General features: G+C 32.5%; 11 protein-coding genes. All 11 read right to left on the reverse strand.

The genetic code is table 11. The features are described from left to right. Positions 1-11 precede the first annotated feature (11 nt). Positions 12-2,633: a DNA mismatch repair protein MutS gene (mutS, locus tag FD36_RS00190; protein ID WP_056957469.1), complete on the reverse strand. Its 2,622-nt coding sequence runs from the start codon at positions 2,631-2,633 to the stop codon at positions 12-14. A 16-nt stretch (positions 2,634-2,649) separates the two neighbouring features. Further along, on the reverse strand, positions 2,650-3,456 hold the full coding sequence (locus FD36_RS00195) for a TIGR00282 family metallophosphoesterase (RefSeq protein WP_056957470.1): 807 nt from the start codon (positions 3,454-3,456) through the stop codon (positions 2,650-2,652). Positions 3,457-3,541: 85 nt separating this feature from the next. Then, positions 3,542-5,101: a ribonuclease Y gene (gene rny / locus FD36_RS00200; RefSeq protein WP_056957471.1), complete on the reverse strand. Its 1,560-nt coding sequence runs from the start codon at positions 5,099-5,101 to the stop codon at positions 3,542-3,544. Between the two features lie 144 nt (positions 5,102-5,245). After that, a complete protein-coding gene (locus FD36_RS00205; RefSeq protein ID WP_056957472.1) occupies positions 5,246-6,484 on the reverse strand; it encodes a competence/damage-inducible protein A in 1,239 nt (412 codons plus the stop codon). A gap of 19 nt (positions 6,485-6,503) precedes the next feature. Next, positions 6,504-7,091 carry a CDP-diacylglycerol--glycerol-3-phosphate 3-phosphatidyltransferase gene (gene pgsA / locus FD36_RS00210; RefSeq protein WP_041817852.1) on the reverse strand — a complete coding sequence of 196 codons (588 nt, stop codon included), beginning with the start codon at positions 7,089-7,091 and terminating at the stop codon, positions 6,504-6,506. 70 nt (positions 7,092-7,161) lie between these two features. Then, positions 7,162-8,046, reverse strand: a complete 885-nt coding sequence (locus FD36_RS00215; protein ID WP_056957473.1) for a helix-turn-helix domain-containing protein — start codon at positions 8,044-8,046, stop codon at positions 7,162-7,164. A gap of 70 nt (positions 8,047-8,116) precedes the next feature. Continuing rightward, positions 8,117-9,397, reverse strand: coding sequence for an EF-P 5-aminopentanol modification-associated protein YfmH (gene yfmH, locus FD36_RS00220; protein WP_056957474.1), 1,281 nt, complete (start codon positions 9,395-9,397; stop codon positions 8,117-8,119). Then, positions 9,390-10,652, reverse strand: a complete 1,263-nt coding sequence (gene yfmF, locus FD36_RS00225) for an EF-P 5-aminopentanol modification-associated protein YfmF (RefSeq protein WP_056957475.1) — start codon at positions 10,650-10,652, stop codon at positions 9,390-9,392. Before yfmF ends, yfmH begins: the two co-directional genes overlap by 8 nt. Before the next feature lie 54 nt (positions 10,653-10,706). Then, positions 10,707-11,504, reverse strand: coding sequence for a septum site-determining protein MinD (gene minD, locus FD36_RS00230; protein WP_056957476.1), 798 nt, complete (start codon positions 11,502-11,504; stop codon positions 10,707-10,709). Positions 11,505-11,506: 2 nt separating this feature from the next. Further along, positions 11,507-12,184 carry a septum site-determining protein MinC gene (locus tag FD36_RS00235; protein WP_056957477.1) on the reverse strand — a complete coding sequence of 226 codons (678 nt, stop codon included), beginning with the start codon at positions 12,182-12,184 and terminating at the stop codon, positions 11,507-11,509. Positions 12,185-12,196: 12 nt separating this feature from the next. Continuing rightward, the gene (gene mreD / locus FD36_RS00240; protein ID WP_056957478.1) at positions 12,197-12,721 is read right to left on the reverse strand and encodes a rod shape-determining protein MreD; all 525 of its coding nucleotides are present in this window, start codon (positions 12,719-12,721) and stop codon (positions 12,197-12,199) included. Positions 12,722-12,733: the final 12 nt, after the last annotated feature.

Here is a 12,733-nt window from a genome sequence, read left to right on the forward strand (position 1 = left end):
TCAGTTCCTCCTTACTTTTCGTTTAATTTTTGTTTCCATTGATAAACTAAATTCATAACTTCCATTGGATTTAAACTCATTAAATCAGTTTTCTCGATTTCATTCATGATTTTAGTTTCTTTTTTGCTTAAATTACTTTTTTCTGCAGGTTGTGTTTCAACTTTGAATAGTTCCAATTGTTGTTCTTCAGCAGCTTCTGTTTCAACTGAAACTGATTCAGGAGTGATTGCTAAATTAGCATTTCTTCCGGTCTCTTCATCATTATTTTCAAAATGATCTAACACCGATTGGGCCCGTGCCAATAAATCAGTTGGAAGTCCAGCTAATTGAGCCACGTTAATTCCATATGATTTATCGGCCGCCCCATCAAGAACTTTATGAAGAAAAACTAAGTGACCATCTTTTTCTGAAGCCCCTACGTGTACATTTTTTAGTTGTTTTAATTCATCACTTAACCCAGTTAATTCATGATAATGGGTCGAAAACATGGTCTTAGCATGTACTTTATCATGTATATATTCAATAATGGCCTGCGCTAACGCTACCCCATCATACGTTGAGGTTCCTCGACCTAGTTCATCAAATAAAATCAAACTGTTTTCTGTCGCATTTTGAATAGCTTGGTTAGCTTCTTTCATTTCTACCATGAAAGTACTCTTACCAGAAATTAAATCATCGGCTGCTCCAATTCGCGTGAAAATTTGATCAAAAATTGGCATCACAGCTGATTCAGCTGGAACAAAACAACCCATTTGCGCCAAAATTACAATTAAAGCGAGTTGGCGCATATAAGTACTTTTCCCCGACATATTGGGACCAGTAATTAAAAGAATTTTAGTCTTTGCATCCATTAAAACATCATTTGGCACATACTTTTGTGAACCCATCACTTGTTCAACCACTGGATGACGAGCATTAATTAACTTGAGTAACTTATCATGATTAAACTTGGGCTTTACAAATTGTTCTCGTTCACTAATCGTTGCAAAGCTTTGGAGGACATCAATGCTAGAAATTCCACTAGCTAGTTTTTGCACGCGGGGAATTTGTTGCTTAATTTGTTCTCGAATTTTAGCAAAAATTTCATATTCCAAACTACGTGATTTTTCTTGGGCTTCTAAAATTAAAGATTCTTTGGCCTTTAATTCTGGGGTTGAAAAACGTTCTGCATTAGTTAATGTTTGAACTCGGTTGTAACGAGAATCATCGAGTTTTGCAATGTTCCCTTTAGTAACTTCAATGAAGTATCCAAACACTCGATTATAGCCAATTTTCAAATTAGAAATCCCAGTTAATTGACGTTCTTTCGCTTCTAAATCAGCTAACCATTTCTTCCCATTTTGCATTGCATCGCGATATTTATCAAGTTGATCATTGTACCCCTGTTTAATGATGCCACCATCTTTTACTGAGATTGGTGCATCTTCTACGATAGCTTCGTCAATTAACTGATAAACATCATGAACATCATCTAATCTTTCATAGATTTGTTGAAATTCTGGAGTGTCCAATTGATTTAAAACATGTTTAATTTTAGGAATTTGATCTAATGATGATTTTAGCTGAATCAAATCGCGTGCATTTACCCCACCCAATGAGATCCTTCCAGCCAATCTCTCCAAATCATAAACCTTAATTAAGGCTTCACGTAATTCATTTCTTTCGTAATAATTATCTAATAAAGTTTCAACCAAGCTTTGACGAGCTTCAATCTCTTTTTGCTTAATCAAAGGCCGTTCAACCCATTGTTTTAATTTACGTCCGCCCATTGCGGTCTTGGTATCATCCACCACCCAGAGTAAAGTTCCAGATTTTTTGCCCGTACGAATATTTTTCAATAATTCCAGATTATATTGTGAATTATAATCAATTTTTAAATATGAATTAGGTTGATATTGACGAGCTGGTTGAATATGAGAAAGACTGCGTTTCTGCGTTTCTGCTACATAACTTAAGAGAACATTCAATGATAAACGGAGTAATTCATTATCAATATTAGTGATAATTTCACTACCGTTTTCTTCATCAACTGAATTTTGTGGGGAAATTAAAATTCCTAATTTTTTGAAATTATCGATTAAGTTAGTACTGATACTATCATCAACAACAATTTCCTTTGAACTAAGATTGATTACTTCGTTCAAAACAGCATCCGCACTATCCAATAACGTAACCTTTAATTCACCAGTTGAAAGTTCAATGTAAGAAAATCCGTACTGATCAAGTGTGGCACTATAAACCACACTTGCTAAATAGTTATTATCTTTAGCTGTTTCCGAATTATTGTCAGTTTGGGTACCGGGAGTTACTAATTGAATAACTTCTCGTTTAACCATCCCCTGAGCTAACTTAGGGTCTTCAACTTGTTCGCAAATTGCAACTTTGTATCCCCGGTCAACCAGAGTATCAATATATCCTTGTGCAGCTTTATGTGGAACCCCACACATTGGAATTGGATTTTCGGCCTTATGATTTCGTGCGGTTAAAGTTAACTCTAAAAGTTGTGCACCCTTAACTGCATCTTCATTAAATAATTCATAAAAATCGCCAATTCGATAAAACAAAAAAGCATCGGGATATTGGTCCTTGATTTTTTGATATTGTTCCATCATGGCTGTATTCTTTTTTGCCATCGAATCCTCCTTAAAGTTAACTTTGATATGGTTGATATTGACTAATCATAATTGGTCTTATTTTTTTAGCATGTCCATCTTTCTTATCAACGTCAATTAAACAAGCTGATAAAATTCCGTCACCGTTTGTTTCTACTTCAAAACGATTAGGACGAGAAGTTAAAAACTTATTGATGACTGGTTCATATTGCATTCCGATCACACCGTCATCAGGGCCAGTCATTCCAACATCAGTTAAAAATGCTGTTCCTTTTTTTAAGATATGTGCATCATTAGTTTGCACATGGGTATGCGTCCCAACTACAGCTGAAACCCTCCCGTCAAGATACATTGCCATTGCTTTTTTTTCACTTGTGGTTTCTGCATGCATATCAACAAAAATAACTGTGAATTTTTCTGCTTTTAAATGCATAATCAATTCGTCAATTTTTGCAAATGGATCATCGGTTTCTTCCATGAAAATTCGTCCTTGCAAATTAATCACAGCCGCTTTAACTCCATTAATGTTTAATTCACAATAACCATTTCCAGGTACATCTTTACCTGGATAATTTAGTGGTCGAATTAGTTTTTTCGTATCGTCAATAAAATCAAAAATGTCAGCGTTATTCCAAGCATGATTACCTAATGTAACCACATCCGCTCCGTCCTTCATAATTTGCTTAAAAAGTTTTTCATTAATTCCACGACCGACTTTAGTTGCGTTTTCACCATTTACAATTGTTAGCTGGGGCTTTAAATCTTTTTTTAATAATGGTAAATATTGATCTACCATTCCCATTCCCATTTCGCCAACTACATCACCAACAAACAAAATTTGCATTTTTTCTCCGCCATTCTAATTTACTTATATATATCCATTTTACCATGGAAAAAAGCAAAATAAAAAAAGACCACAACGGGTCTTTTTATTTTGCATAATCAACTGTACGTGTTTCTCGAACAACCGTCACTTTTGCGTGACCAGGATGATCCATTTCATTCTCAATTTTATCTTTGATTTCTCGTGCCAAAACGATAGCTTGCGAATCAGAAATTTTATTTGGTTGAACAATTACTCTAATTTCACGTCCAGCTTGAACAGCATAACTCTTTTCAACTTCTGAAAAACTGTTACTAATATCTTCCAGTTTTTCCAAACGATGAACAAAACTTTCAAGGGAGTCACTTTTGGCTCCCGGTCTTGCAATCGAAATTCGATCAGCAACTTCAACTAGTTCAGCAACCATACTATGTGGTTCACTACCAGGTTCACCTAAACGAATTGAATCAATTACAACTGGATCTTCACCATATTTTTTGGCGATATCAATTCCAGCATCTACATAAGATTCATCCGTTACGTTTGAAGAAGCTTTTCCAATTTCATGTAATAATCCAGCGCGCTTTGCTAATGTAACATCTTCACCTAATTCGGCTGCAAAAACTCCAGCTAACTTGGCAACTTGAATTGAACGTGATAAAACATTTTGCCCATAAGAAAGCTTATATTTTAATTGTCCGACTAACTTAACTAAATCAGGATTCATAGAATGAATTCCTAAATCAAAAATCACATTTCCACCAGTTTCTTGAATCAATTGATTGAGTTCTTTTTTACTTTTCTCAATCATTTCTTCAATTCGAGCTGGATTAATACGACCATCTTTGATCAGCTTTTCAAGCGCCATTTTAGCAATTTCACGTCTAACAGGGTTAAACCCACTTAAAACAACCGCATTAGGAGTATCATCGATAATTAAATCAATTCCTGTAAGTGTTTCAAACGTTCTAATGTTGCGACCTTCACGACCAATGATTCTACCTTTCATATCATCATTCGGAAGAGTAACAACTGATACAGTAGTCTCAGAAACAATGTCAGCTGAACTTTGTTGCAAAGCTTCAACAATTAAATTTTTGGCATCACGAACAGATTCTTTTTTAGCTGCTTCGTAATTTTGTTTAATCATTTGAGCTCTTGTATCAGCGAGACCCTTTTTAGTTTCTTCGATTACTAAATCTCTAGCTTCTTCTTGTGTTAAGGAAGAAACCTTAGTAACCTCTGCTTGCCTTTTTTCAATAAGTGCATCTGCATCTTGTTGTTTCTTAACCAAGACTTTTTTCTCATTGCTAATTTTTTCTTCCTGACGATTAAGATTATCCTCACGCTTTTCAAATGCTCGATCTTTACGATCTAATAATTCTTCACGCTTTAATAGATGATCTTCTTGACGTTGAATATCAGCACGACGCTTTTTAAGACCTTTTTCCACACGAGAACGGTAAGCATTACCTTTTTCTTTAGCTTCTAAAATAGCCTCTTTTAAAGCACTCTTTGCTTTCTTCTCTGCATCAGAAATAATATCATTAGCATTTTTGTGAGCAGCATCTAATTTCTTTTCAACTACCCGTTTATGAGTATTTTGACCAATTAAAAATCCAACAATTATAGCGATAGCGGCGCTTCCAATAATAGCAAAAACCATCATTTTTCCTCCGTACCACTTAATTAATTCTTGATTTAAAGTCAGTTTAAAAACCGACCACCTTTTAAGTTTAATGTTAAAAAAATTAAGTGTCAACTAAGTATACCAAAAAAGGATAACATTTTTGTTATCCTTTTTTGTAAATCACTTTAAATTGTCATATATTAATTTAAATCCTGTCTTAGTTGCATAATCACGAACTTCATTTCTCGCTTTTGCAAAGTTAACACTTTTAGTAATTACCTGACCATTTGGTAACGCTAAACCAACCCAGAAAAATCCAGCAGGATGTCCTTCTAAACTATCTGGTCCAGCAACCCCAGTAAATGAAACCCCAATATCAGTTTTCATTTTATCTTTGGAATTCTTTGCCATATATTCGGCAGTTTCAGAAGAAACAACCCCGTATTTTTTAATTATCTCAGTTGGAATATTCAATAATTGTTCTTTAGCATCGGCAGAATAAGTTACGAAGCCACCTGGGAATACCTCAGACGCTCCTGAAACATTTCCAATCCGACTTTGGAACATTCCACTTGTTAATGATTCTGCAGCTGTAATTGATAATTCTTTGTTTTTTAACAAATTAACTACAACTTTTTCAAGGGAGTTATTATCTCCGTAACCATAGAAATATTGACCAACAATCGCTAAGACACGCTTTTCCATGTTGTCAATTAATTCTTTAATCTCAGACTTAGTTTCTCCACTAGCAGTGATTCGAAGAGTTACTTCATTACATTTAGCGTAAGTTGCAAGGGTTGGATTAGTTTGATTATCAATTAGTTCTTTTAAATCCTTTTCTAATTCAGTTTCGCCAATTCCAAAGAAACGAAGTACGCGTGAGTCAATTAATGAACTACCGCTGGTTAATTTAGCTAATTTTGGCATAGCAAAATTAGTAAACATATATTGCATTTCTACTGGTGGCCCTGGTAATACCAAATAATCACATGCATCAGTTTTTAAAAACATTCCGACAGCAAAACCTTTTTCATTTGGTAAGATTTCAGCGCCTTCAATGTATTTAGCCATCATATCAGCATTACTTGGTTTTCCAAGAGCATATGTTGCATAGAAATCATTAATTTTTTTTAATGCCTTTTTATCAATTTCTAAATCTAGTCCTAAATGTTGTGCCAAAGATATTTTTGTAATGTCATCTTCCGTTGGACCAAGTCCTCCGGTTAAAACAACTAAATCACTCCGACTTTCGGCCAAACTGATAGTTGACTCTAAACGATCATAATTATCACCAACTGTGTCTTCAAAATAAACATCAATTCCGAGATTAGCTAATCTTCTGGCAATAAATGGTGAACTAGTATCAACAATTTCACCAAGTAAAATTTCTGTTCCAACAGTAATTATTTCTGCATTCATACCCCCAATATCTCCCTAATTAAAATGAATCGGAAAATACTTTCCGATTTTTATAAAAATACTCAATTCCTGAATAAACCGCAGCAATTAATGAAATATATAAGCAAATTTGGCCAGCAGGAATATCTATATTGTCAAAGAAAACATTGTTCAATAATAAAATAATAATTGTAATCATTTCAAAGAATGTTTTTACTTTACCAGACCAAGCAGCAGCAATTACTTCTCCATCATTTTGAACAATAATTAATCGTAATCCAGTTACAGCAAGTTCACGACAAACAATAATTGCAGCAATCCATGCAGCAACGTTTTCATTTCCACTACCAACTAACATAATGAAAGCCGTCATTACAAGCATTTTATCTGCTAAGGGATCAGCGAATTTGCCAAAATTAGTAACTAAATGTTGCCGACGTGCAATTTGACCATCTGCAAAATCAGTTAGAGAAGCAATAATAAAAACAAATGCCGCTAACAATTGAGCAATTGGAATCAAAGTTCCTGCCAACATAATGCTACCTAAATCCATTGGAACAGCCAATAATATCAAAAATACTGGAATTAAGAAAATTCTAAACATGGTTAATTTATTTGGTAAATTCATTTTTAAAGTTCCTTTCTTTATTAAAGAAAAAACGACCCATTTTTCAACAGATCGTTACTTTGTAACAAAACTAGTTGTTAAATTTAAGATTCATTTGTCTTTGAGTAGCACTTTGACCTTGTGCTGGTGCAGACATTACAACCGCTTTATTATTCAATTTAACACTAGAAATTGGCGCATTGTTCAATGAAATATTTACTTCTTTAGTGTCTTTAGGAATGTCAACAGAATGGCCAACAGTTGGAGTTAAACTACCTGTCCAAACTTGGTTTCCATTAATTTTAACACTAGCTGTAGTAAATCGAGTAGCACTCAATTCTAATTTTGAAGTATCATCACCTGTCTGTACTGTAAAGTCAGAAGTACTATCTTTAACTGGTTCAACCTTAGTCTCACCTTTTTTCAAGGTAGTTTTCTTTGTTACTTTTTTCTTTGCAGGTTTCTTTTTTACATCATCATTAGAAACAGTCACTTTTGAGTTTGTTGGTGCAGAATCACTACTATCATTATGGGTTTTAACAACCGCAAACCCTACTACGACCAATACGATAACCACAATTACTGCAATCACACCTAGTGGTAAATACTTACGAAAGTCCATTTTAGCTTTGGTTTCTGTTGGTGTTGGACGAACAACCCGAGAAACTGTGAGTGCTTGATCTTTAACTGGCTTAGCATCAGACTTAACTTCACCAGTAACATTATTATTTGGCAAGTAATCCTCAACAAATTTATCACCGTTTAAACCAACAGCGTTAGCGAAGGTTTTAACAAAAGCTCTAACATAAAATTTACCAGGAAGGGCTTCAAAATCATCATTTTCAATTGCCACTAAATATTTTTTTTGAATCTTAGTGTCTTTTTGAACTTCATCAATTGAAAGTCCAGCCTTTTCTCTGGCAGATTTTAGTTTCTCCCCAATATTCATCTTTGGGTTTAAATTTTCTTCTGTCATTTTTTCAACTCCAATTCATTTAATTATTGTCAGTATATCACAATGAAAGCGATAAAAAATTTAGTTTATCTTAAATAATCACGTTTCTAGTGGTCTGACTATTTTCAAAAAAGTTTTTTGCTGCATCAATGATTTCATTAAAAGATAAATTCTTAATGATTTCTACTTCATCATATACATTGGTAAAATCGTTCAACCGATCTCCCATTTGATTAGCAATTCCTGGAATTGAATCCATCAAAGCAAAATGATCGCCAATTTCTTCATTTTTGATTAATTCAAATTGTGATTCAATTTTTTTTGGATTAACTAAACAATCATTAATTTCAGCTAAAATAATATCACAAAATTTTTCTGTCTTTTTAGTATCTTCAGCAAAAATCAAGAATTGATACCCATCTTCAATATCAAAATCAAATCCAAAAGAATCATTAATAATTTGATTGTCATATAATCGTTGATATATATCAGAATCTTCTGAGAATATTAATTCCAAAAACATGCCTAACGATAGTTCATAACGTGAAAATGTTCTTCCAAAAAAATTGATTTGTGGTCCCCGAATTCCAAGACCAACTTTAGGGGTTGAAAGTTTCATCGTTGTTTTTTTATATGGAATAACTAGAGAATTTTCAATTTCTTGGTTTACGATTTTTTTTAGATTTTCGATTGAATTATTAGTGGTTAAATTTAAAAAATGTCCCTTTACTTCAGAGATTATCTTAATAACATCAACTTTTCCCACAACAACCAACGTCATATTATTAGGAACATAATATTGATGATAAGTATCATAAAGTTCCTCTGGTGTGATTTTAAAAATTGACGATTTACTTCCCGCTATGTCAAAGCTTAACGGTGATTCACTATATAAACTCGCAATTGTATCAAAATAAATCCTAGAACTAGGATCATCTTGATACATCATTATTTCTTGTCCTATAATTCCCTGTTCTTTAATTATTTTTTGCTCGTCAAAATATGGATTTTCTACTAAATCCAACAATGTTTTAAAGTTGTCATCAAAATCTGTCGTTGCTGAAAAAAGATAACTAGTTTGATTAAAACTAGTAAAAGCATTATTTTCTGCCCCATACTTAGCGAATCGATCACTACTATCATAATTTTTTTTATCAAAAAGTTTGTGCTCAATAAAATGTGCAATTCCTGCCGGTAAATGCTTTATTCCCTGATTTTTACTAATCACGGTATTAATTGAGCCAAAATCAACGGATAAACTAGCATAGGTTGAATTAAAATCAGGTTTAGGATTAATAATCACTTTTAATCCGTTACTAAGGGTTTCTTGATAAACACATTCGTTAAATTGTTCATAATTAATTTTATTCATCATCTTCCCCTTTCAATAAAAATACTGACTTTAACTCTAGCTTTTTTGCAACTAAGGCAATACTTCTTTTATTAACGGATTGAATGCCTTCAATCCAATCATTTTTAGTAGTTTGATTATCAACTAAGGCATTAATAAAAAGATTATTTAACAATTTACGTTCACTATCAAAGTTAGTTAAATAATTTGAAATTAGCGATGTTTTAATTTTATCAAGCAAACCTTCAGAATAATTTTCATCAATTAATCTTTTTATTTGGGATTTAATCATATCTTGAACTTTTTCCGCTTGATTCCCATCAATTCCACTTTGAATCATTAAATAACCTAACGTCGTATTAAAACTACTTGAAATATAATATGCTAAACTTTCTTTTTCTCGAATATTTAAAAACATTAAAGAAGAAGCAGATCCACCCAATAAAGAATTCATCACAAGAGCATCATAATAATCAATGGATTTAAGACTAACTGGAAATTGATACATTAAATTTAATTGTGATTGCTTTTGTTGGGCCAATTCCGTTTTGTATACTACCGAGCGTTGATCTGGTCGAGTTTTTAATTTAACTTTTAAATTAGCTCGTTGAGAAAATTTAAAATGGTCTTGAATAGTTGCAATTTGGCTCTCATCTAATGATCCTTGTACTGAAATATACACTTCATTATGTGTAATCATTTCATGATAATATTCAGCTACGCGTTTAGAGGTGATATTTGCAAGTTTATCAACATCTCCAAAAATTAATTTGGCGTTTTGTGGGTCATTAGCAAAATACATTTTTTTAATTTGACGAGCGGCATAATATTTTTTATTATCACTAAGATTGTTCAAGTAATCGACCAAATTGTCACGTTGTAAATTAAACAATTCATCTGGATAAATTCCATTAATTAAATATGGATGAAAAATAATCTCTTGTAAAAAGTCACAAATTTGATTCACTAAATTAATTTTAGTTTCCAAAAAATGTTCATTAATAAATGTAATTATAATTCTTAGTACAACTACATCTCCAACTTTAAAAATATTAGTTCCAAAACGTGCTCCATATAATTCTGCGAGTTTTCGCGCGACTTTTAGCTTTGAATTATATTTATTACTGTAATTTTCCATCATTTCAGCAACCATTGTCCGCTCAGCCAAATTATCATTAGCCAATGGTTCAACAAAATCAATTGAAATAGCCACATTTTTGAACTTATTTTGCTTTTCAAAATTAAAGCGAACCCCTGATGTTATCTCTTGTTGCATATTTTCCTCCAAAATAAAAATTCCTTAGATTTTATTCTAAGGAAATGATTATTATTACTTAAATGCTCCTTTAAGTTTTTTCCAAAAGCTTTCTTTTTTTACCTTGATTTGCATTAAAGGAACAGTTTCTCCAAGAATTCTTCGAGCAATGTTACGGTATCCTTCAGAAGCTGGATTATCAGGATTTAATACGATTGGTTCACCATGATTTGAAGTTGCAATAACTTGATCATCATCAATAACAATTCCCAATAATTTAATTCCAAGATGATGTGTAATTTCGGAAACATCCATTACATCACCATTATCCATCATATTAGGACGAATTCGATTAATAATTAATCGTGGAGCTTCCTTCATTGGATGTTTTTCAAGCAATCCAACAATTCGATCTGCATCACGAACAGCTGAAATTTCAGGTGTCGTAACAATAATTGCACAATCTGCTCCAGCAACGGAATTTAAGAATCCTTGTTCAATTCCGGCAGGACAATCAATCAAGACATAATCAAATTGTGGTTTCAACTCATCAACAATTTTTTTAACTTCAGCTTCAGTTAACGCATTTTTATCAGTATTTTGAGCTGCAGGAAGTAAATAGAAATTATCACCAAAACGTTTGTCTTTAACTAATGCCTTAGTTAAAGACACTTCATCCTTAGCAGCATCAACAATATCATACATGATACGATTGTCTAAACCTAAAACAACATCAAGATTACGTAATCCGATATCTAAATCCATCAAACAAACTTTTTTGCCCATTAATGCTAAGGCTGTCCCAATATTAGCGGAGGTAGTAGTTTTACCCACTCCACCTTTTCCAGACGTAATTACGATGGCTTCACCCATTGTTATATTCCTCCAATTCTACTAAAGAACTTTGGACTAATTTCTTTGATATTATCTAGATTGCTATACGAAATTGTATGCAAACCATTAACATAAACAACTGTTCTCAAGTCCTCTGAAATTTTTTCTCTATTATCTTCAATGATTTCAATTTGTTCACCAATTCTAACTTGTTGAGCATTATGAAAATTACCAACGGCTAATTTAGATTCATCAACTGGAAAACCAACTTGAACAATTCCATCTACATTACCCATGCAAAATAAATTCCCATTAGTGATTAATTTTCCACCTTTATGAATCTTTCCTAGGAAAAGAACATCACCTTTAATTTTTAAATCCTGACCATTATGAATGGTTTGATCAATAATAGTGACCCGATTTTCATCGCGTAAATGATAAGCTTCATCATTAGACATAACATCAGCTTTAAATTCATTAATAAAAAGGTTATCTCTTTTATTAACTATATCACGTAATGTTTGTTTTTGTTCAGCCGACAAAGCTCGATTACCAGTAATGATATCAAACTTCATTCCCTTTTTTTCTGAATAATCAGAACTATGTACGAGTTGGTCAAGAAGTTCTGTAAATTCGGTTTTGATAGTTTCAAAATTCTCGGAATCATCTAGTGTTATTTCAAATCCATTTTGTGTTCCTTTTAATACAACACTCTTCATATTAAGTAGCTCCTATTTTCTATATTTATCAAATAACAAACTGATTGGAAAATAGAGTACCAAGAAAATTACTAAATTTAGTAATAGGGTTGGTCCAAATGCATAGGCAAAAAAATGAATCCCAGAAAAATAGACTAAATGACTCATTCTTCCACCTGTATAGCCCAAAACTAATACGATAATAATATCAATTAGATAAATCATTATTGAACTATAAATATTTTCATCAACGTACTCTAAAATCAGTTTTGTTACAAGGACTACAATTGGAAAAATAAATGTATAGATTCCTAAAACACCAATGTAATAAGAGTCATATAACAATCCAATTCCAAATGTCCACCAATATATGTGAATATTTTGCTTACGGTCACTAAATAAAATTGTATAAATTAACCAAGTAACCGTTAAATAAGGAACCATAGGAAACTTACCTGCTAATAGATATGGAAAAGCATGCATTAATGCTCCTTCCAAGTAAAAGGAAATAAACAAGCCGATGATAAAGAGCAAATAATGTCTAGATTTTTTCAACATATGCAGTGCTCT

This window comes from Fructilactobacillus sanfranciscensis DSM 20451 (genome assembly GCF_001436035.1).
In the GTDB taxonomy this organism is placed as follows: domain Bacteria; phylum Bacillota; class Bacilli; order Lactobacillales; family Lactobacillaceae; genus Fructilactobacillus; species Fructilactobacillus sanfranciscensis.

Excerpts from the sequence above, each read along its gene's own strand:
- yfmF (WP_056957475.1), bottom strand. The coding sequence starts at position 10,652 with ATGCAACAAGAGATAACATCAGGGGTTCGCTTTAATTTTGAAAAGCAA.
- FD36_RS00195 (WP_056957470.1), bottom strand. The coding sequence starts at position 3,456 with ATGCAAATTTTGTTTGTTGGTGATGTAGTTGGCGAAATGGGAATGGGA.
- FD36_RS00215 (WP_056957473.1), bottom strand. The coding sequence starts at position 8,046 with ATGACAGAAGAAAATTTAAACCCAAAGATGAATATTGGGGAGAAACTA.
- yfmH (WP_056957474.1), bottom strand. The coding sequence starts at position 9,397 with ATGAATAAAATTAATTATGAACAATTTAACGAATGTGTTTATCAAGAA.
- pgsA (WP_041817852.1), bottom strand. The coding sequence starts at position 7,091 with ATGAATTTACCAAATAAATTAACCATGTTTAGAATTTTCTTAATTCCA.
- minD (WP_056957476.1), bottom strand. The coding sequence starts at position 11,504 with ATGGGTGAAGCCATCGTAATTACGTCTGGAAAAGGTGGAGTGGGTAAA.
- mutS (WP_056957469.1), bottom strand. The coding sequence starts at position 2,633 with ATGGCAAAAAAGAATACAGCCATGATGGAACAATATCAAAAAATCAAG.
- mreD (WP_056957478.1), bottom strand. The coding sequence starts at position 12,721 with ATGTTGAAAAAATCTAGACATTATTTGCTCTTTATCATCGGCTTGTTT.
- FD36_RS00235 (WP_056957477.1), bottom strand. The coding sequence starts at position 12,184 with ATGAAGAGTGTTGTATTAAAAGGAACACAAAATGGATTTGAAATAACA.
- rny (WP_056957471.1), bottom strand. The coding sequence starts at position 5,101 with ATGGTTTTTGCTATTATTGGAAGCGCCGCTATCGCTATAATTGTTGGA.
- FD36_RS00205 (WP_056957472.1), bottom strand. The coding sequence starts at position 6,484 with ATGAATGCAGAAATAATTACTGTTGGAACAGAAATTTTACTTGGTGAA.